Source organism: Nocardia sp. NPDC055321, from assembly GCF_053645575.1.
Genome location: NZ_JBSHMS010000006.1, coordinates 11,761 through 34,134 on the forward strand (window position 1 = coordinate 11,761; position 22,374 = coordinate 34,134).

Here is a 22,374-nt window from a genome sequence, read left to right on the forward strand (position 1 = left end):
GCAGTTCAGAAGTAGGCCTCCGTCGCGATGTCCGCGTAGACGTACTCGACCGAGAACGGAGCCATGACGTAATCGCGTGACCGTACATGCTGCAGGAACTCGATCGGTAGCTCCAGCGGGTAATCGCGCAGGTAGTGCACCGTGTCGACGCGCCATACCCATTCGCCGTCGGTGGCCAGGGTCCGGCCCGAGGCAATGGAGTTGACGCCGTCGATGAGGTCGGGGGATGGGTCTACACCCTCGGTTATCCGAAGTGCCGAATCCATGTAGCGCGCCACGAGTTCGCGGTCCTCAATGGCCTCTGCGGTCAGTGCATCGCGCAGCGCCGGTAGGTCGTCCCGGTCGCCGTCGTACATCTCACGGTAGATCCCGACAGGTTTCAGCACCTTCTGCGGATCCGCTCCCGCGCGGATCCCAGCGGTCAACCGCTTCAGCAACCATCTGCGGAACGCCGCGTAGTTCGCCCGGTGGACCAGCATGACCTGATGATCGCCGCTCGTCATCCGCCCGGCGTCGTCCAGCGTCACACCTTTGCGCGTGAACCGCGTGAACGGCAACATCATGGCCTGGGACAGGGCGAGGGCGTCGTGCTGCATGGTGCCGGGATGACAGGTGATGAACCAGTTGACCATGTGCTCGCAGATCAACGCCCAGGGTCCGCCCGAGCGGAACATCAGCTTGTATTCCGGTGATTCCGTGGTGATTTCGTTTTCGGGGTGGAATGTCACATCGGCCGGGACGATCCACATTCGAGGCTCGGCCGCCAGCACGGTACGCGCCGCCGGCACATCGAGGCGGATGTTGTGCTCGGCACGCTCGCCGTGTTCGAGTCCGCCGCCCATCTGGGTAATCACCAGGCGCGGTACCGCTTCCGGAATCTCGGTGACGACGGTGGCCAGATTCGACATCGGCCCGATCCCGAGCCACCGCACTCTGCCCTCGATGCCGTCGAGAACCCGCCGCACCGCGCCGATCACATCGGTGTCCTGCTCTGGAACCGACTCCGGAACCAGACTCCTTGCCGACCAATACGTCTCGTTCCCGAGGTCGATTCCGGCGACAACCGGAACCTCCGGCCGCCCGAGCAGGTCCAGTAGATACCGTGCCAGCCGTGCCCGTCGTCCACCGCGCTCGTCACTGGTCACCACCAGCGCGAGTTCGGGCAGCCCCGCCGCGACGGCCAGCGCCACCGCGTCGTCGGGGTCGCTGCCGATGTCGGTGTCGATGATCAACGGCATACTCGAAGGAGGCGGCAGCAGATCGGGGTTGGCAGCCAAACGCGCTGCGGTCCCGGTCAATCCGAGTACGCGCGCCTGTTCGACGAGCGCGTCCCGCAACTCGTTGGTCGAGAGTTCCGCGGGGTTCTCGGGCGCTGTCATCAGGCGTCCTCCAGCCGCTTCGGAATGTATTCCGGGATGTATTGGCGAAAGAACTCCACCACGTCATCCGGGATGGGCAGCAGCGCGGACAGTGAGTACCCGAGCACGACACCGAAGGCGTTCTTGCCGCTGCTCAGGTACCGATAGTCGGGCTCGGCCGTGTCGATCATCTCCCGGTAGAGGTCGGTGACCTCGAGGAATTCGAGCAGTTCAGGTAGTCCCCATTTGGCTATCCGGGCGGGCGGCACGGCAGGCAACACGGCCTTCCCGCCGCCGTTGTCGCCGCGTACCCGGCCGCCCCGGCTCAATGTCTCCGCGTTCCGCGCGTCGAGAATGTGGAACGGCCCCGCGTATTCGATGAAAACCCATCGATCGAATCGCGGGTTCTCGAAGATCTCCCCGCTGGGCAGTTCGGCGATCCGTTCGGTGAATCCCAATCCCGCGCGATCGAACTCCCGCACCTGCCCGTCGGGGCCTTTGATGCTCACCACCATGTCATCGGTGGTCAGCCACTCCGCGAAGGCCCGTCGAACCTCGGTCCTGCGTTCGAAGGTCCGAACACATTCCAGGTGGTAGTACGCCCCGCTGAGAAATGCCCGCTCGTCATCCCAGGTGGCGAGCACCCGGTGATACGGCTGTACCGATGCCGCCCACCCCTCGACCTCCAGCACGTATCGGCCACAGAAGTGGCAGTGCTCATCCTCGTGGAACAACTCTCGGTCCTCTCGTCACCGGCACGGTCAGCGGCCGGTGTCGCCGGGTTCCCTGGTGAGAGGGAAGGGGTTCATGTTCTCGTCGAAGCCGGGAACGTCGCGCATCTTCTCGCGGATGCTGTCGGAGGCGAATTCCTCGCCGTCGTCCGGCTGGTCCCAGGCCAGCTTGTCGAGCTCCGCGCGTTCTTCGGGCGTCAGTGCCGCGTTCTCGGCCTCGGATTCGGCTCGGATGCGGGCGAATACCTCAGGGTCCCAGCCGGGTGGTGTCTGGCGCGAATTCTTCGACCGCTCTTCACGTTCGGTGAGGCGGCGATCGATTTCAGCTCGCCGGCGCGCGGCATTGCTGCCGTCCAGCTGGCCGGCGAAGGCGCGCCGGGCATTGTCCACCAGCTCTTCGGTGATGTCCGGGTGCGCGCGGAAGATCGCCCGGAGGGCATTTTTGGTGTCCTCGTCGAGCCCTGACGCACTCGGAACGCCGCGTCCGGTGAGCACCCCGGCCAGCACCTCTTCGAAGCTCTCCTCGAGCTCTTCCCTGTCGGGATAGCCGTGCCGCATGTTCGCTCACCCTCCTTGTTCGAACAGGCTTCAGCATTTCACATCACGGTCGACAGCCGGATGGCCTGCTGTTCGTCTTCGATCCAGCGGCATGGGCCAGCCGTCCCGTATGCCGGTCGGAGCCGGGGCGTGCTCGGTCTTCTCCGACCCTCACATGTACAGGCCTTTCGCACGGAGAATCTCCACGACCTGCCTGTTGTGCTCAGCGAGGCGTGCTTTCTCCTGCCGAGCCTGTTCGGGGTCATCGAAGTGGCGTTGCACCAGGATCAGATTCTCCAGCCGTGTGATCGATCCGTCCTCGCGAACGCGGCAGTGTGAGGAGGTTTCCCCGTCGTTGCCCTCTTTGTAGAAATCGAGGAAGTAGCCGGACTCGTCCCGCTCTGTGCCGATACAGATTCGCTCACGCGCTGAGCCCCTTGGCGCGACCAGCCCGATTCGGGCTCCCAGCGGCAGCGGATTCGGGAGCGCGGAGACGTGACTCGTCACCGTGGACAAAGTCGTTGCAAAGGTGTCCCGCACCTGATCCGGCACCACTTCCGACGTCATGTGCATCTCCTACTGCTCGTTGGTTGGCATGATTTGTCGTGCTGCGAAGGTCAGCCACCCGTGACGGCCCGAATTGCAGCGCTCGTCGTCGCGTCGTCGACCGTACCCACTTCGAAATTCCGGTTCACGATGTGGGACACCAGCCCGGGTTCCGGTGGCAGACCGTGTTTACGCAGGTAGTGCGGTACGGAACCGGCCCAGATCCAGACGCCGTCGGTCCGGAAGTTCAGCGGCACGTCTCGGTCCCCGGGCGCGAATTCGTCCGTGTCGAAGCTCCGCGCGGCCAGCACCACGGGCGCCGACTCCAGGTAGGCGAGCACAGACTCGAGCAGACGCGGGGGCACGCTTTCTCGATCGGCTACCGGCCGCCCGTTCGCGTCCCTGCCCTCGTACACTCGCGCCAGCCGTGGCGCCGGTCCCGAACCCCCGACCATGAATCAGCCCTTTCGCTCCCCGGTTCAACTTCTCTCGATCGTAAACGACCCTGTCGCGGCATCCGCGCTGTCGCTTCCGCGCTACCCTCCGGCCGTAAGTCCGGTGCCCAGCACCTGCCAATTCCCGTGGCGGCAATGGAATCTCAGGGATGCGTGCAGGGTGGACAGGGCGGCCGGCGCCGCCATCGTCTGCAGCTCGACCCGATATCCCCACTCGCGCAGGGCCAGCGCGAATTCGGTGGCCTGTTTCTCGGTCGTCAGCTCGAGCAGGATGTCCGCGCGGGCGGAGCCGGCGTGCTCGACCGCCAATGCCGTCCACCCCATCGCGTCCCACATAACGATATCGCCGGCGCGCGGATCGTCGGCGACGGTGAGATCCCAGGCCCGGGGGTGGTAGGTGAACAGCAACTCGGGATCTATGACGGCCGCGTCCGGTCGTTCCTCGCGCAACGACTGGATCGCGGTCGTCTTGCCCGAACCCGGGGGGCCGATGACGATGACCGCGGTTGGATCGGTTGCGGCGGTGAGGTTTCCGTACAGCTCCGGAGCGATCTTGGTCAGGAAGACCCACTGGTGGTCGCCTCGGGCCAGCTGGAATCGTTCGGGATCGGTGCGCGGTCTAACGGCCGTGGTGGCCCCGAGTGCGGCGAGCTGTTCGCCGTACACGCGAATCGCTTCGGTAATCGCCTGCGGATCGGCGGGGTTCAGCCGGGCGATGGCACCCAGATAGTCGCCGCGGGGACCGACCGGGGCGGCGGGCGTCACGAGATCGCGGGGGCCGCCGTGTTCGGCGAGCCATTCCGATGCCGCATACGCGGCCATCAGGCTGCCGAGAATGTCCACGGCCGCTTCGTAATACAGGCCGGGATCGAAGGCGTCCGCCCCGGGCGCAGCGACCGGTGCCGTCAACGGCTGCCGCGCGCGCCCGGCGATGAGCCCTTCGACTGCATCGGTGTACCGCGCGATCGCGGCGAGTGTGGCCGCAGCGCCGTCCCAGGTCTTGTTGCGCTGCAGTACATGCTGTTGCAGGCGCAGAGCATCGGCCTGAATCGCGGGCAGGTCGCTCAGCACCGAGTCCAACTGCTCGACCCATCGTTCGACGGGGATCGGCTGCCCGTACTCCTCGGCGATCAGCGGCGGGCGCAGCTCGGACGGGACCTGTTGCCGGTCCGCGAGATACAGGCCGATACCGCTGTCGGCGGGCGCGATGACCGGTACGCCGTGCATGACAGCTTCCAGACCCAGCAAGCCGAATCGGCCGGTCTGTCCCGGCATGATCAGGAGGTCGGTGGCGCGCAGGTCGGCGATGAGCGCCAACCGGTCGTCGGTGGCCGGGAGGACCGTGACCTCACGCCGGGCCAGCGTGGACAGACTCTGGCGAACCGACTCCCGCACCGCCGGATCCACACCGCGAACGGTCAGCTCGATATCGAATCCACGCTCGTCGAGGGCGCGCGCCAGGCGCGCGGCAGCGCTCGCGCCGCCCCGGGAATCCTCCGCCTGGGCGAAGACGAGGATTTTCGTGGGCAGAACGGGTGATGACACGGCAACTCCTGGTATCAGCGCGAGCCGAGGACGGTCTGGGAACGCAGGGACTCGGCGAGTTCGTCGGCGATCGCCGCGAGCGGAATCCCGTCCCGCCCCGGCCCGAATGCCGCGCCCGGACGCAGGCGCGCGGAGAACTCGTCGAGCAGCGCCGCACAGGCCAGCGCCCGCGGTTCGCCGAATTCGAGGTTGAAGTCGCCGTCCCGGCGCTCGGTGACCGCGCGGTCTCCGGCGAGGCTGTCGCGTGCGTGCTCAGCTTCCCCGAGCAGCGTGGTGGGGGGTTCCTTCAGGATCGCCGCCGGTTCCAAGGCCCAGAGCAGATGGTAGGCAGCGTCGCCGGGGATACGGCCGGGGATCTTGCGCAGCTGGGGGATCGGACCACGGATGGCCGCGTGCAGCGCCGTCAGCGCCTCGAGGCGGGCACGCGGGCCACCGGCGGTGTCGCCGAAGGCGGCCAGTACATCCCCGGCCGCGGCCCGCAACCGCTGTTCCGCGGCAACGGGATCGACCGTGGTGGGCAGCGGCATGGGAGTCCTTTCCGCCCACTCGCTTTCGAGGTATCCGGACTGCATGTCGTTGAGCCATTCGGCGATGTCCAGCGCGACGATGGCCAGGTCCGCGCCGTCTTCGCCCGCCCCGAACGCTTCGCCGGCGCCCAGCCTGCTCGCGAGCTCCCGCAGCAGGTTCCCGATGACCAGTCCCCGCATGGATGTGATGACGACCCGGTCGTCGACCGTCTCCCGCTCCGCCTCCAGCAACGCCCTGACATCGAGCGCCCGCTGCCGCAACGTGATCGGCCGACCGTGCCTACCTCGGTAGTCGATCGCACTCATACTGTGCCGCGCGGGGTCGAGCACGGGCTGAGTGTCCGTGCCGACCGGGTCCAGCCCGTCCAGCGCCCGGCCGAGGTCGGCCAGGACGCGCTTCATCGAGGCGTCGCCCGGCCCGGCGTCGTCCGCCCCGGCCAGCACGCCGAGGGCGCGGATACCTGCGTCACGCAGCCGTGACCCCGCCTTCTCCCGGTCGTTCACGGTCGAGCCTGCGCTGCTGTCCACCCGGTGCTCCTCGAAGTTCATGGGAATGTGCTGAACCGTCCGGTTCCCCGACGCGATCTCCCCGTTGCTCAGCTTAGGTAAGGGTAGTGACGCAGCGTTTTGGTCCACTGGTACGGGCTTTTTTCCGAGAATCAGAGATTCGATAGCCTCTGGAACCCGGCCGTACGAGGCAAGCCAGTCGGCAACCAGGTAGAGCACCCCGGATTCCGATATTCCGAGGAGGTAGCGGCCGGAGTCGAGCTCACCGAGCGGTGTGATCGATTCACCGACCACGTCGGCCCATTCACCAAACCGGTCGGCCTCACCATAGGCCAGCATCGGGTCGAGATCGAATGGCTCACGGGCGACGGTGATTCCCGGTCCGTTGAATTCGACTGTGAGGCCGCCGAACTCCGCGAGAAACCGATCGGCCGCGTCGCCCCACTGAAAGCCGCAGTTTTCCACTCCTCGTCGCCATTCAGCTGTGTCGACCTGACGTCCTGGCATCCATCCCGCCATCCGAAGGACGCGTTCGGTCTCATCCGTAAAATCAGACATAGCTACTTCCCCATAGCCGGTCGCGAAAGTCCGGTCTCGCCCCGCTGCATGCCGGGTTGACGTCTGTTACAGCACTTCTCACGATGATCGACATCGGGCTCTAACTGCTGAGCACTCGGATTCCCAACGCGTCGATCAGTGCGCGGCAGGCAGGACATGGCTCGGCTGGGTCTCCCTCCCCGCCTTCTCCGTTCGAAGCGATTCTTCGCGAGATGATGACGGCGCCTTCGAAGTGCCGACAGGATTCCTGAAGCGTCACCTGCGGGCTATCGGAAGCTTCTGACTCGAGCCCCCATAGTTGATCGGAGATAAGTGCGGCTTCGGCGCACAATCCCTGTGGTGGCAACTGCTGGGATTTCGGTAAGCCGGACAGAAATTCGCGAATAGCAGGGTGGAGATCGGGGGAGCTGGCTCCGACAGCGTTCGTTTGGCTGTAGACGTGATTATGAATAAGAATCGATGACGCAACCGTGGGTCGTGAATCAGACAAAGTAGTCCTCCGCATCCGCGAATATCCGGCCTGTAAAGGCTGCTTCGAAAGCCTCGTACTCGGTCTCGCCGAGAAAGTATGCTCCTGTTGAGTGCAGGTAGAAGTATCTGCCCGCTTCGTCGACGAGCCAAACACCGCTCTCGTAGGTTTCATACGCGACTGGGAACAGCTTCTTCCCGAGGTTCATACTCAACTCGGCGAAATCGTCTGCGTCGCCTTCGTATCCGCCGGTTGGCTTCAGTACGAGGGCGCCCGGCGGGGACTTTCGCGGTAGCTGGAGCTCGAGATCACCGTACGCGTGCACGAAACGAACGGCCGGATCGATGACCTCCAGTGGCGATCCCTGCCGCGCGGCATCGGCACAGGCCAGCTGGATCAATTCTGTTGCGCGTGCCCCCACGTCGCGGGTAGGAAACCAGCCGCTGTCTCGGAGCCAACGATCCACATCGCCGGCCTGGGCTCGTAACGTCATGATTGTCCTCTGTGTTCGTTCTGCTGCTATACCGGCTCGATGCCGAGCTGTGGCAAAACGTGTTTGCAGCTATCACAAGGCGGAATTGGCTGACCGTGGTGATTAATCACGTTTCCTTCCTTGTCTCGGAAGTCACCGATCCTACGCGTGTTGATCTGTGCGCCCTCCAGTGCGCGACGAGCTGCTTCGACGCTGTCGATGCGGATACCGGCGGCTTCGAGCTGTAAAAGGCGATCACTGATCAGTGCAACCTCCGCGCACTTGCCATGCCCGTTGCCGATCTCCTGGATCTTGCCCGCGACGTAGTCTGCACGAACCTGGTCGTAGAGCGCTTGGAGTACCGGGTGGGTCAGCGGTTGTGCCTGATTGTCCATCTTGGTGACACTCGTATGCGAGGTCATCGTGTCGTTGTGCAGCAGCGTGCCCGCACATCCTTGCGGGATCTTATTCTGGCCTTTGGGAAAACTCATCCTGGAATAGGCCTGCTTCTCCGCCTCCGTCATGTCGGGTTTCCGCGCTTCGTTCGCAAGTTCTTGGGTCCGCTGGCGCAGTGCCTCCAGCTGTTCTGCCGGGCTCAAAGCCGACACGTCCTCGACTGGCAGCCGATAGTGGCGCATCTTGGCGGCGGTTTGTCCGTGCCAGGTTGGTTGCGGATCGGCCATAGAGCCACGCGGACCCGAGCTTGTGCTCGAATCGTGTGAGCTGGCGGCATCCGTGCTTTCGTTGGTTTTTCCAGGGTCGATCGGGCCCGCCGCGCGATCTCGAGCGGAATCCGCATCCGTAGGCCGTGCGCTATCCGCGCGGCTCCCCGGTGCGTAGCCGTCGTCGGTGGCCTTGGTCTTCGAACCGTCCGCGTGATGGGTCTCCCACACCCCGTCCGGGGGGATGCGGGGTCGGCGGTTGCCGTCGGGGCCGATCTCGGTCGAGCTCGTGAAGACGTTGCCGCGGGCGTCGGTCCAGGCCGGCTTGGTGGGGGCCAGGACATCTACGCCGAGGGCCTGGGCCAGGCGGGTGGCGGCGCCGTTGGTGGCGGCGTCGCAGCCGATCAGGCGGATGGGGGTGGTGCCGTCCCAGCCCGTGCGGCGCAGGAGGTTCGCGAACTCCTCGGGGGTGTAGGTGCGGTCGCCGACGCGGAAATTGCCGTTCGCGTCCACGTGCGCGTCGACGGTGAACCGGTCGGGGTCGGGCTGGACGCGGCGGGCCAGTTCGGCGACGGGGTCGGCGGGGTCCGGGTGGAACGAGGCGCCGGCGGGCGTCTGCTCGGGCTGCGGGCCCGTCATGGTCGACTCGTCGGCGGGCGGCGTCATGTTCGGTGTCGTCGGCTCGGACGGCGTGGACGAATCCGGCACGGATGCGCGGCCAGGTGCCGACGAGTCCGGCACCGATGCGCGGCCGGATGCCGACGAGTCCGGTTCCGACCCGCGGCGGGGGATGGTGTCTTCCGACGAAAGCTCGCTGTTCGCAACGGGATTCGACGGCGCTGAGGGCAGCCCGGCCCGGGCGGACGGCGGTGTGCCGACGTCGGGACTCTGTCCCGGAATCCCTGCCACCGGCTTATCGGCGGGCGGCACCGCCCGCGTGGCGTCGATGAGCGCCGTGGCCGCGGATCCCCAGGTGAACTGCTGGTCGCGAAGGATCTGCTGGAGCTGCAACGCCCGATCCCAGGCGCCGTCCTGATCGGACAGCTGGCTCTCCAGCACCGCGGCCCAGGCTTCGACCGACACGGGGCTCTCGTAGCCCTGTTCCACGAACATGCCGTCGGTGAGCTCGCTCGGGAACACCGTGTGGGCGCCGAAGAACCGGCCCGCACCGCTGGTGCTCGGCAACACCATCGGCACGCCCGCGCCCGCAGCCTCGGTAGCGACGAGCCCGAATCCTTCTGCGAGCGAAGGCATCAACACCACGTTCGCATCGCGCATATCGGCGAGTATCTCGTCGCGGTCGAGGGTGTACGGGCGGACATCGACCTCACGACCCGCCGCGCGGGTGAGAAGCCGGCGTTGATCGGCGACCTTCGCCTCCGGCACGCCGCGCACGATCAGATCGACGTCGATACCGCGTGCGTTGAGCGCCTGCACCATCTTCGCGGCCTGCATCGCACCCTTGACGGGATCGTCGGCCCGACCGAAAACGAGCATCCGCATCGTCTGCCGCTCCGCCGGCGGACGCACCTGGTCGAAGAACTCGACACCCGGATTCAGCTGGTGCAGAACGGGAGAGGCGTCTGTCATCGCGGCCAGCCGGGCGGCTTCCTCGGACAGCGCCGGCCCGACGCCGACCGCGACATCCGAGGTCGACACCAGATCCGCCTCGATCTCGTGGTTGACCACGGCCTTCTCCGGCTTGCCCTGTACCCGGCCCAGCGCGTCGGTGACCATGTGCACCATGTGCACGAGCGTCGCCTCCGGGTACATCGCGTTCCGGATGTCACGCGCGGCCGGGCCCGAGAACCGGGTGTGCCCGATGACCGCGTCGATCCCGGCCGGCAAATCGCCCATGTCCGAGACCAATTGGTCACGCAGCGGCGTGTTCGGGTCGGAGGTGCGCGGCGCGATCAGGGTGACCGTGTCGGCCCCTTCATTGCCGGTCAGCTCGTGCCCGACCCGGACGAACACGTCGTGGCCGAGAGCCGCCAGCGCCTCGCAGAGGTTCTTGTTCACCGCGATGACGCCGCCCTTGCTGGGATGCCATTCGTCGATGACCGCGAGAATCCGCAAGGCCGCTTTGTTCGAAGCCGTTGCCAGATCTACCAATTCGTGCGCACGTGCGTAAGTGGCCCGAATCTGCTCGTGCACAGCGGGATCGGACGCGTCCAGATCGCGTTGTTCGGCGGCACGAAGGAACTCGTGCTGCTGCTCCGCGACGGTAGTGACCTGCTGTTGTGCCTGCGCCGTCTGCGTCTGCCGGGTCGCGGTCTCGGTGTCAGCGGGTTCGGGCGGCCGCCCGGTGTCCTCGTCGAGTCGCACGGGCGGTGTCTCGGTGTCGAACCGCGGCCGGGCGTTGTCCTCCGTCGCGCGCAGATCCCGACCGAGTGTTTCCAGCGTCTCGGTCTCCGCGGGCCGCTGGGCGGCCATCTCCGCCATGCGCTGGCGAACCTGCGCCAATTGCTCCTGGTAGAGCTGCTTTTCGTCCGGGGTCCACGGGCGATCGCGCTCGCCCGACAGCACTTCGGCCGCACGCGGCGGCTCCGCCCAGTTCCCGTCCTCGTCGCGCGCGTTCTGGTAGAGCGTCTCGGTGCGGCTGCGAACAGTCAGGGATTCGAGGCGAACCGGCGGCGCGTCCGACTCCAGTTCGCCGACCATCTGCTGCGACCCGGTGTACGACGCGTCGTGCAGCCAGGGCGGGGTATAGCGGTGCACCCCGTCGTCGATGCGCTCGGACAGGTAGCGGTTGATCGTGGAAAGCCGGCTCTGCGGTTCGGACACCGCCATGACCTCGGCCCGCGCGGTGTAGCCGTTGTCGACGAACTCGCGTATGAGACCCGCTTCCTTCACGGGATCGCCCATCGCCAATTCGAGGATCACGTTCTGGCGGTTGGCCATGACGTGCTCCAGCGCCATCCGGAACCACGGGCGCGCGTCGGCGAGCAGGTGCCGGATGGCATCGGCGTCGTGCGTGGCCATCAGTTCCGGGTAGCGCGGGTGGAACTTGAAGAAGTCGTCGCCCGAAATCTGGGTGACTCCCCCGCGATCGGCGAACGTGGCCACGACATCCGCGATCATGGTGGACTTGCCGGCGCCCATCTGACCACCGACGACCACCACCTCGGGCGTCTCGGTATCGGGCACCGACGTGGCTCCGGACAGCAGCTTGGGAACGATCTGCTCGTGGAAGATCCGCTCTAGCTGCTCGGGAGTGACCGGATCGACTCCGCGCGCGATCGGGGGGATGTCATCGGAATCCTGCTGCGGCAGTGTTTCTTCGGACGGGGTTGTGTCGTTGCGGCCGGTCCCGTCGGTGTCACCGGTGTCGATCGGTCCCGCCCCGGCCGGGTCGGATGGCGGTACGGAATTGACTACGTCCGAGGGTGCCGTGGTCTGCTCGAATTCAGGAGTGTGTTGCGTTGTGTCCGATGGTGTTCCGGTCGAGGGATCGGACAGAACACCGGTGGGGTCGCTCGCAGTCGTGGCGGGGATCGTAGTACTGGGACCCCCGAGAACCTCCAATTCGATGACGTAACCCGTTGTTCCGTCCGGCAAAACGTGCGGGGTTATACTCTCGACCCGCACGACCTTGCCCGCCGGGAGTAATAGCTCTTTGCCCTCGTTCGCCGGATCCTTGTAGTTCAGGCCATCCGCGAAATCTGAGATATCGAAGGCCACGCCACCCGTGATCTTGAACAGAATGTTCTCGTTGGGTTCTCCCCACCAGGTCCCGCCCTCCTCGTCTGCGACGGAGGTAAACGCTTCCCAGTCGATGACGGCGCCCGTGGTGTACTTCGCCAGGAAGTCGGCCAGGTCGAATGAATCGATGGACAGCGACCTGAATAGCTCAGGCACAGCGGCCGGGGGGAGCTTGCTCAGCGATTCGTTGACCGCCTGCTGCAGCTCCTCAACGGTGTCGACATCCATATTGGCCCGCAGTCGGCGGTTGAGTTCTTCGTAGTAGAGCTTGGTGGTGTACAGGTCGATGGCGAAGACGTCCCCGAGGGGGATGTTGTACTTGCGGGCCAGACCCTCGAGATCCGGCAGGTAGCGCTGACGGCTACGGTCGTTGTGGACGTCGACAATGTAATCCACCGCCACGCTCCGGCTCACGCCAAACTTCTCCAGCGCGCGAATAAGCGCGTCCGGCACGACCGCGTCGACCTCCTCGAAGGTGACATCACGCCGCGTCACTGCGTCGGGATCGGCGTGGTCGCCGCGGAGCGGAAGTCCTTCGTTGTCTGTTCGAGGGGGTCGCGGTCGATCCAAGCCGATCTCATCGGCGATCGCTACGACATCAATTCCGGCCTCGGTCAGCAAGGCGCGGCGCTGCATGGCCGGACCATCGTTGCGCAAGCACTGCTTGCCGCGCCGCAGGACACCCGCGGCCTCCAGTTCGGTGCGCAGCTTCGCCGTGACCTCCACCGGATCGACGCCAGGACGGTTCAGGTCGTCGCGCAGGGCTTCGATGCGTTCGATCTGGTCGATATCAGCACTGCTGAGCTCTCGCACGGGGCTATTCCAGGCAAGTGCGTCACGGCCGTTCGTACGAAGTCGAGCCTTGTCGCGAACCTCCTGCGCGTGTGGGTCGAGCGTATTCCGCTCGGGGGAGTGCTCGGCCGAGGTCGGTTGCTGGTCACGCGAATCATGCTCTGGCGCTTCGGGTCTGTCTGGGTCATGATCCGCCTCTGTACGCCCGATGTCTGGACCGGTACCGGCGGGTTCTGCCGTCGTGGCACTCTCGTCGGAGTTCAGAACCGGGTTCGAGACGCTCGGGACCAGGAACGCGTGGTTGGTCGACAGATATTCGGCGAGCGCGGACTGATGCTGGTCGAGCAGTCGCCAGGACGTATCGGCGGTGGCCGGGTCCAGCATGCCGAGCTTGTCGAGCAGACTCGCGTAATCCGCACGCAGCGAGGGTAATTCATCGTGACGCGCAGAATCCTGTTCGGCCAGAATGATGTCGGTGGCGAGTGATCGCAACTGCTCGAACCGGCTCCGCAGGTGGTCCGTCAGGGTGTTGGGCCGGTCGTTCTCGGGGATGTCGGGAGACGGCTCGACTGCTGGTGTGCCGTTCTGCGGAGATTCGGAGGTCTCGGGCTGAGATGTCTCGGACTCGGAAAGCTCGGTGGCGTCCGGCTCCTGATCGGTGTTCGGCTGCTGTCCCGACTCCGGTGAACCCTCCTCCGATCGCTTTCGCTGGTGGTTCGATTGATTATCTGCGTGTGAAAACGTCACGGGAGCGACAGGTTTGGGCGTACCTGTGTCCGGTGTCGGCAGACCGCTCGGCCGGGCGATGACATCGGCCGGGAGGACGTCGAACAGGTTCGGAATCGGGCTGTCCTGCCGGGCACCGTCCAGCAGATGCCAGAACAGCACCTTCGCGGGCTCGCTCGCGGCTTCACCGTTGAGCTCGACATCGGTGAAGGCCTCGGCCAGCGCCTCGTCCCCGTCGAGCAGCCCGTTATCGTCGAAGCTGTACCCGCTGAGCTGGGACAGCCAGGCATCGAAGCCTGCCCTGTCCATTCCGCCGCGGGTCGCCTCGTAGTACTTCTCCAGAGTTTCCTGCGCGGTTGCGGCGGAGCGCTCCTGGCCTTCGAAGGCGATGGCGTGCGCGAACTCGTGCACGAGCGTCGAATAGACGGGACGGTCGGCGGAGCCCGGCACCAGGTGGCCGTCCGCCTCGTCTTCGGCCACATGCCGAGCCATCAATTCGGGATCGGTGGCGTAGCGTGCGTTCAGCGCCAGCGAGTCCACGGACATCGTGCCGTCGGAGTTCTTGTACGACATGGCTCGCGCGTAGGTATTGCGGCCCAGCGGTTCGATCACCACCCGCTCGAGGTCCACATCCGGGTAGCGGGAGAGCATCGTGTCCACGGCGCGAGCGAATTCCCGCACCGCCTCCGGATCGAGATCCGGGTTGTCGAAGCCGACCGCCTCTACGTCCCAGCGGTTTTCCAGCTCCTCCGCGATCTGGCGCGGCTCCATCCGCGACCATTCGTCGTCCGGACGCGGGGACCGGTCGTTCTCGCTGGGCGGGGTGCTGTCGGGATCGGCCGGCTGGGAACCGGATTCGTCGGGGACGGTCGAACGCCGTTCCCGCGAGTCGGGGCTTTCCTCGGGTTTGGTCGTGGGCGCGTGTGTATCCCGGGGCGGGTCATCTCCGCGGGCTGCCGTGTCCGGGGCGGCCGGCGTCGTTCCCGACGGCGCCGGATCGCCGAAGTCCAGGGAGAACGGTGTGTCGAGATTCGGCAGCAGGTGCTGCGGGAACGGCTGATCGTCCTCCTGATCCATCTGAGCCACAACGGGATTCGTGTCGCCCTGATCGGGTGAGCGTGGCGCGTCGGCGATCTCGGCCCAAGTCACGTGCATGACGCCGTTCTCGTCCATGACGCGGTTGAGTACCCGGAACTGCCGGCCGTCCGGGATGAGTACCTCTTGCTCGCCGCGTTTGGCAGGTGGCTGCAGGTACGAGATGTCCTTGCCGGTCGCCGACAGAATCGTCAGCTTGACGTTCGGGTTCCACTTGAACTTGGTCTTCGAGGTCGACACGAAGGCCGGATCCTCGACGACGGCCCCCTTCCGGTTGGCGTTCCAGAAGCTCTCCATCTGCTCCGGCGACAGCATGATCGACCGCTTGACCGGGCCGACGTAGTCCGGAAGTTTGTCCAGGCCACTGCGAATCAGGTCGATCGTCTCGGGGGAGACCGTGTCGAGCGGTTCGCCGAAGCGCAGGTGACGGTTGATCTCGTTGTACGCGTCACCGGCGTAGTCCTGGAGCGCGTCGCGTTCGGCGGGGGTGAGCCGTTCGACGGCGTCGAGAATCGCCTGTTCCTGCGGGGACGGAGCGCTGTCGTCCGGGTCCTGCGTCCGTGGGGTTGTGCCGGCGTCGTCGGTGAGATCCGCGGGCCGATCGGTATCGGTCTCGACGGATTCGTTCGTATTTGGTTGGGTTGCAGTCGAATCAGGTGTCAGTACTCCGTCGAGCCCGTTTCGGGCCAGACTCCGTTCTGCTGCTTCCGTTTCCAGTCCGCCCAGGACACCGCGATCGTCGCTTCGCTCACGGTCGGTTCGTGGTGCAGTGTCCGCTTGTCGATGGTCAGTGGGAACTCTTGTGTCGGGAGTGGAGGGGTTGCCATCGAGACGACTTGAATCTGGTACCGAATCGTCTCGGGGTCCTCGTGTGTCCGTGTCAGATTCACTCGGGTCAGGCGCGGGTAGATCTGTGCCGCGTTCCGGGACGGTTGCCCGGTCTCCTTCGACCGGGTGAAGTCCTCGATCACCATCTCGATCGACCAGCTCGGGTACCCGAGGACTGTCCCGTTGCTCGCGTCGATCACCATCGCGGTCTGGCCCAGGCTCTGGCCGTTCGCTATCTGTTCGGGTGTCAGGATCGGAAGTACTACCCATCCCAGATTGAACTGATGGATCGCCCACTGTTCCCGTGAGGGAAAGATCTGGTCCAGATACTGCTGGGCGTGTTCCCTGGTTGTTACTGGGGGCATGAGCGGCTCCTGGATTCGTCGGGCTGGTCATGAACTCTAGGGCGACGGTCCGGGCCACCATTCCCGGCGGTGGCGTATCGGACATCGTCCCCTGCTGGGGGTCCCACCAGACGGGTTCCTTGGCTCCGAAAGGGAAGACGATCACGGTGGCATGCGAAGGCCCGGGCTTGGGAGAGCCGTCGGGGTTGAACAACGGTTGTCCGGTTTGCGGATCGACTGCCTGCCAGGTGTTGTGAATCAGCGCGGAAGACCCCGGGCCCAGGTGGCGGATCCAATTGTGCAGATCGGCGAACTGCTGTCCGATCGGCTTGCCAGGTGTGTTGAAGTCCTGCCACTTGCCACCGAGAAAGGCTTCCGCACGCTGGAGGCCATCGGCCTCACCGGATCGTCGATCAATCGTTCCATCGGGAAGCAGATCTGGATACCGGGGTGGCCCGACCTGCGGGTCACCATGGAACGAAGACAGCGCCGCGAGTGATTGAACCAAGCAATTGTTCGACCGTCCCGGGTGAGCTGGTCCGCCGTCGTTGATCAATTGCCCGTAAGGATTCGTGCGTGGATCGGCACCGATCATGAACTGGTTGCCTCGGCGCAGTGCATCTTCGACCGCATGCTGATAAGCGGCGTGCTCGACCGGCTTCAGTTTCCGAGGCTGGTACCGATGTCCTTCCTCCAGCCTCCGGAACCTGGCAGGCGTATTGGCTTTGGCGATGTCATTGCTGATCTTGCGCACCGCGGCCGGATCCAGTCCAGGGCCCTGTTGTGGCGACAGGCCCAGCTGCTGACTGATCTGGCCCGCAAGCGAGCCCAGATCCATATTTGGGCTAACGGTGCCGGGAGCGTTCTGCCCGACGTGCAGCTTCACATTCGCGGTGGCGGGGTCGATCGCATACTCGAGATCGACCAGCACTCGATCGCCCGACAGCAGCTTTTGAGCGTGGTTGAACTGTAGATCCACCGCCATCTGCGCCCGTTCCCACAGCTTCATGAGCTCGCTCTGGGATACGGTGCCGTCGTGGGTGATCTGCAGCTTCAAGCCCACAACGCCCACCGGCCCGCCCGGCTGGTTCTCATAGCGTCGGAATTGGTAGGCGGTGTCGGAATTGGGTGCGTTCGTCGTCGAAACCGGTAGGACCCGGTGGTTCTCCGGCGGCTTGTTCCGCAATGCCTCCCGGAACTGCCGAGCGTCATTCGCCTGTTGCAGCTGGCTGGACGTCGGATTCGGGATGTGCGGGTTCTGGCTCTGCTGGAAATTCGGCTGCGGCACAGCCATATTCGGCTGCGGCGAATGCCCGGGTTCCTGCTGAGCGCGATCCGGGCGCGCCGAATCCTGCGGTGGCGTAGGAGGCCGATTCCCGGCCTCCTCACGCCGACCCGGTTCTAGGCTTGAATCCCGCCCCCGCCCGGCCAGGTCCCGTCCGTTTTCAACCGGCCCAGAATGTGGGCCGCGACCTTCATCGCCAGTGGGCTGCTCGAGTCGTCCACCCGTTTGGCGCCCGTGTCGTCCGTCCGGATCACCACTTGGCGGTCGAGATTCTCCAGGCTGTTCCCGAACAGGTACGTCAGGGTTGTCGGTGTTTGGGTCGATTTCCGGTACACGATGTACACCGCCATCCTTCGCGGCCCACCTTTCGTAGTTCTCGCCGGTGCGGTTCGGGATATCGGATTCCCAGTTCGACTGCGAGTTAGCGTATGCGTGCGCCTCTCGATAGGTGGCGTCCGGGTTGCGACGCAGGAAGTCGGCCTCGGCGAGCTCGTGTTCGAGCAGCCGGATATCGGCGGGCAGCGGCACGCCGCGGGAAAGCCGCATCCAGGCTTCGGCGATATCGGGGTCCGCGTCGAAGCGCCGGGATTCGTAGCCGACGACGTTCCCGTCGTCGTCGAACACGCTGAGCTGATGTTCTTGCTCGAACAGGTGGCGCTTGACCTGCTCGATCTCCTGGCGGGTGAAACCGGTTGTGCCGTCGAGTCGTTCGACATCGGCGAGATTCCGGTGCATATCGTCGACGTCGGACGGCGAGGCGCGGAAAGCGTCGTAGGCGGCGTTCGCCCAGGCGCCTTGGATCTCGGGGTCCAGCACGTCACGCGGGCGGGTCGATCCACCGCTCTGCAGCGGATCGTTCTGATCCGAATCGTTCGGGTCGGTTGATTCGGGGTGCGGTTGGTTGTTCTCGGGTGGGCGAGTGATCTCGCGCGTGCTCTCCGGATTCGGGTGCGCGTCGGCGAACTGCTGAACGAACGCCTTCTTGTCGGCAAGGGTGGTGTTGTCGGCGTAGTCGCGCCAGACCTGTCTGGCCTCGTCTGGATTGAGCCCCGCCTGGTCTATGAGGTCGGCGAGGCTCCGGACTTCGGATTTGTCCGCGCGACGGACGAAGGAGTCCATGACCTCAGCGAACTTCGGGTTGACCGACGGATCACCCTCGACCCACGCGCGGACCTGATCGACGTAGTTGTCGTAGCGCGCCTGCAGGTCGGCATCGACGTCCACGCCTGCGGCGCGCTGTGTCGCGATGTCGTGGGCGATCTGCGCGACCGGCAGCAGCGCAACACGTTTCGCGGCCTCGCGCAGGAGCGGATCCGAGAAGCGGTCGGAGACGGTTTCGGGGTTCAGGCCGACCAGGGGATCGGACTCGTGGCGCTGCAGCTCCTGGGACGGGAGCCCGTCGGGTCCGATCGACTTGGGGCTGCCGAGCGGTCCGTGGAAGACCTCCTCGATCGAGCCGAGCGCGTCCTGCTGCTGGAAGGTGCGGGCCGGATCGGCGGGCATCTCCTTGACGGGGTAGCCGTCGTTGCCGTTCTCGACATCGAGATCGAGCGCGTAGCCCAGCTTGTTGTCCGGGTGCGGGTCCACGGGGGATGCCGCGTAGAACATGAAGTGGCCCTGGAAGTTCGTCTCCGGGTAGATCGCGTTCAGCAGCTCTTGAACGGTTCCCTTGTAGCTCGTATCCACAAGGGCCACATCGGAACCCGGCACACCCATGGGGATACCGAGTCGCTCGAAGTATTCCGTCAGACGTACGAACGCGCCGTCGACCGAATCCGGATCGACCTTGCCCTTGGTGTTGCGGAACCCGTCGACATCCGAGACATCCAGCCCCTCGTTCTTCTCCAGGTCCTGCACCGCGGTTTCCACCAGGGCCCGCGACAGCGTGACCTCGTGACCGTGCTGTGCCACGAACGCCGGATCCAGCTGGCTCATCGCCATGGCCAGGCTGTGCCCGTCGCGTCCCAGAAACACCACCCGCAGGTCCGGGTTCAGTGCGGCCGCCGCCATGAGGTTCGTCAGCATGTCGCTGGCGACCTTCACGATGAACGGTGCGGCGTTGTCCCGGGATGCCTCGAAGACGTCCTGAAGCGCCTGGCGCTGTTCGGGATCGGTGATCCCCATCTGGTCGGCGATCGCGGCGACCGTCGTGGTGCCGTCGAGGTCGGTGAGGATTGAATCCGGATCCGGATGGGTCGCCAGGACCTCGTCGAGGTGGGTGTCGACGTTGGGCGCGGTGTCGCTGCGGTCGGGAGCCGGCTGCCGCGCGCCCGGATCCTGCCCTGGTTGTCGGGTGTCGGGTGTCGACTTGGACTCGGGCCGGTCGGTATCGGGCGTGGGGTCGTTCTCGGTGAGTGGGTCGGGGTCCGAGTCCTGCGAGATCTTCTTCTCGCCGACGAAGTCGGAGTCCAGGTTCGGCACCGGAACGACGTATCCCCGGTCGCTGATCGGACCGCCCTTGGGGTATTCGCCGACGGGCAGGTCGAAGACGCCCTCGTTGTTGAAAAACCGGACTTGACCATCGCGACTGACCACGGCTTCGGTGTACGAGCTGGTCTTGGTACGAAGGTCGAAATCCATGCTGTCGTGGGAATGCGTGCCCATGTAGAGCTCCCACTGCGACGGCGGACCGGGCATCCGATCTTCCGGGTGGGTGTGCACGATGAAGTCGTACTCGCCCTTGAGGTCGTCCGGAATTCGGGTTCTTGTCGTTCCGCCTCGGAACAGCCTCAGGTCGCCGTTCTTGTTCTGCGCTATCGCGTGTTCGACCCCGGCGAACTTCTGCAATTCGGCGAGATGGGCGATGCTCACCTCGCCCGGACTGATCGGGATGTGAGCGTTCTCGGCGAGCGCGTTGACCAACTGCTTCGCCTTCGGCGAGAGCTCACCGAAGGTGATCTGCCCGCCGGGCAGCGTGGAGTTGGCCTTGAAGTTCTTCGCCATCTGCCGCTCGCTCTGCGGCTCGGCAGTGGTGTCGGCAGGTGGGGTGGGGGCGGGTGGGTCGACGCCGATCGGCAGCATCGGCACCGGGATAGGCACGGCCTGCTCGGCATCCGGACTCGACTGCGGCCCTTGGTGTTCGACGGCCTGTTCGGTCTTGGCGGCGGCCTCGACGCCGGTTTGCGCGGCCTGGATCGGGATACCCGCGCCGGGGTGCGCGAAGGTGGCGTCGCCGATGGATGCGCGGGTGGTCATTACGGGAGCGGCGACGGGGCGGGGGGCTCCGACATCGGCGCGTGGGCCGGGCGCGGACTTGGCCGGGTCGCCGGCGCGAGTGTCGGCGCTGTTGGGGGTGGTCGTCGAGGTCGAGGTCGAGGTGTTCGCGGTGGACGTCGTGGTGCTGGTATTCGCGGTGGTGGCGGTCGAGGTATTGGGCGCGTTCGTGGTTGGCGCCGTGGTATTCGGTGCCGTCGTGTTCGGTGTTGCGTTCGCGGTGGTGGTCGTCGTGTTCGTCGTGTGATGCGACGTTGTGGTGTTCGTATCGAGCGAGGCCGCCGTATTCGGTTGTGAAGAACTGTCTTTCAGCGCAGTGCCGGTCTGATCGGCCTTCGTGTCCGCTTCGCTCCGGGTCTCGGTCCTGTTGTCGGAGTTGGTATCCGGACTCGAATTTTGCTCGGTTTTGCCGTCGGTGGTGGCCGAGTCATCGGTCTTGCCGTCCGTGCTAGTTGTGCTGTCGGACTTGGTATTCGAGTCGTTTCCGGTTGTTGTGCTATCGCCCTTGGTGTCCGCGGCCGGACCGTCGCCGCGCCCGCTCGAGTCCCCGGATTCCTTGCCATTGGACGGCGCGGATTCGCCATTGTTCGACGGCGCCGATTCGCTGCCCTGGTGGTTCGCCCCGGAAGTATCGGAGCCCTTGCCTCCGGAGTCACCGGAGTTGGCCGGTTGGTTAGATCCGCCGTTCTCCCCGTTGGTCGCGCCGTTCTGGTTCGCGCCCTGCGCGTTTGCGCCGTTCTGGCCTGCGCCGGGGTTGTTGTTCGCCCCGTTGGTGTCGGCGGGGCTATCCGAGCTCGGGTTGGTGCCGGGCGTCGTGCCCGGGGTGTCGGTACCCGGAACCGTGGTGGGATCGGTACCGGGAGCCCGCACCGGTCCCGCATCCGGGGACATTCCCCGGTAGCCATGAATGGCGCTGGGAAGCGCGCCGGACAGCGCGCCGCCGGTCAGCGACCGGGGGTCGAACTCGCCCCATTCGCCGGTGACCAGACGACCGCCGCCGTGGGCGGCCAGCGCACCTACCGCACCAGCGGATGCGCCGGTGAGCGCTCCGTTCAACGTACCTCGGAAGCCACCCATGTTCGTTGGGAACAGCTTGTTCGCGTGAAATCCGGCGGCACCGCCCGCAGCGCCCGCGATGGCAGAGATTTTCGCGTTGTCCCGCACCGCCTGCCAGTTGTACTCATCGATGTGGCCGCCCTTCTTCTGGATGTACTGCACCAGCATTTCCTGCGAAGTGCCCTGCAGTGTCTCCTCGAGGGACTCCTGCACGATCTCGTAGATCAATTTGGGCGAAATCTTGCGCAGGACAGAAGAAGTGATGCGGTTGGCGATATTCGTAAGAATTCGCCTGATGAAGGCGTTGGTAAGGGATTTGAACACAACGCGTCCGGCCGCGATCGCCGCCGCGTGCAGGGCGGGCGCGAAGGGACCGCCGGCCAGGGCCCACAGAATTTCGGCGACGAGCCAGCCGCCGGCGATATAGAAGTTGAGTTTCGCGGCCTGGAGTTGGTCACCGTGGCCGTCCGCCGCGGTGGCGAGCTTCTGAAAGTGCTCGGCGAGTTCCTGTACCGAGCCATTCTTTTCGGGGCCGGTGCCGTCGCGCAGTGGCTGCAACCAGGTCAGGATCTGCTCGCCGCCGGTGCCTTCCGGATATGCTTTGCGGACATCGGACAGTAGGTCGTCGATGTCACCGAGCAGCAGATCCGCTTCGTCGGCGGCCGCCTGCAGATCTCGGCCCATTTGCCACATGAGATCTTCGTTGCCATGTGGCCAGTCCGAGCCCACGAGCCATTCGAGTGGCTCCATCCACGACGGAAACTGCAGTGCCATCGAACACCTCAGCCGTCAGAGCGGCGGACAGCACGGCATCGCATCACCGGCGGCTGGTCCGGGTCTGTTCGTGCACGAGTCCCCCTGTGTCACTGTCGCCCGTCCGCTGGCCCAGGCTGATCTTGGCGAGACCGACTGTGCCACATCACCGCAACTGAACTCAACATGTACGGGGTGTGACGTGCCGGGGTC

10 protein-coding genes are annotated in these 22,374 nt (G+C 65.4%); all 10 read right to left on the bottom strand.

Going from position 1 to position 22,374, the window contains the following annotated elements; translation table 11 throughout:
- Window positions 1–5 precede the first annotated feature (5 nt).
- Window positions 6–1,379, bottom strand: a complete 1,374-nt coding sequence (locus ACWIGI_RS11435) for a nucleoside hydrolase (protein WP_454202284.1) — start codon at window positions 1,377–1,379, stop codon at window positions 6–8.
- Entirely contained in the window at window positions 1,379–2,092 is a 714-nt protein-coding gene (locus tag ACWIGI_RS11440; RefSeq protein ID WP_454202285.1) for a hypothetical protein, read from the bottom strand. Before ACWIGI_RS11440 ends, ACWIGI_RS11435 begins: the two co-directional genes overlap by 1 nt.
- Window positions 2,093–2,119: 27 nt before the next feature.
- Complete coding sequence (locus ACWIGI_RS11445) at window positions 2,120–2,647, bottom strand: hypothetical protein (RefSeq protein ID WP_454202286.1); 528 nt, start codon at window positions 2,645–2,647, stop codon at window positions 2,120–2,122.
- A gap of 150 nt (window positions 2,648–2,797) precedes the next feature.
- Window positions 2,798–3,193 carry a hypothetical protein gene (locus ACWIGI_RS11450; protein ID WP_454202287.1) on the bottom strand — a complete coding sequence of 132 codons (396 nt, stop codon included), beginning with the start codon at window positions 3,191–3,193 and terminating at the stop codon, window positions 2,798–2,800.
- Between the two features lie 50 nt (window positions 3,194–3,243).
- Window positions 3,244–3,537: a hypothetical protein gene (locus ACWIGI_RS11455; RefSeq protein WP_454202288.1), complete on the bottom strand. Its 294-nt coding sequence runs from the start codon at window positions 3,535–3,537 to the stop codon at window positions 3,244–3,246.
- A gap of 171 nt (window positions 3,538–3,708) precedes the next feature.
- A complete protein-coding gene (locus ACWIGI_RS11460; protein WP_454202289.1) occupies window positions 3,709–5,172 on the bottom strand; it encodes a zeta toxin family protein in 1,464 nt (487 codons plus the stop codon).
- Between the two features lie 14 nt (window positions 5,173–5,186).
- A complete protein-coding gene (locus ACWIGI_RS11465; RefSeq protein WP_454202290.1) occupies window positions 5,187–6,764 on the bottom strand; it encodes an SUKH-3 domain-containing protein in 1,578 nt (525 codons plus the stop codon).
- Between the two features lie 100 nt (window positions 6,765–6,864).
- The gene (locus ACWIGI_RS11470) at window positions 6,865–7,269 is read right to left on the bottom strand and encodes a YwqJ-related putative deaminase (protein WP_454202291.1); all 405 of its coding nucleotides are present in this window, start codon (window positions 7,267–7,269) and stop codon (window positions 6,865–6,867) included.
- Complete coding sequence (locus tag ACWIGI_RS11475) at window positions 7,247–7,726, bottom strand: SUKH-3 domain-containing protein (protein WP_454202292.1); 480 nt, start codon at window positions 7,724–7,726, stop codon at window positions 7,247–7,249. Before ACWIGI_RS11475 ends, ACWIGI_RS11470 begins: the two co-directional genes overlap by 23 nt.
- Window positions 7,727–7,752: 26 nt before the next feature.
- Window positions 7,753–22,182: a zeta toxin family protein gene (locus tag ACWIGI_RS11480; protein WP_454202293.1), complete on the bottom strand. Its 14,430-nt coding sequence runs from the start codon at window positions 22,180–22,182 to the stop codon at window positions 7,753–7,755.
- Window positions 22,183–22,374: the final 192 nt, after the last annotated feature.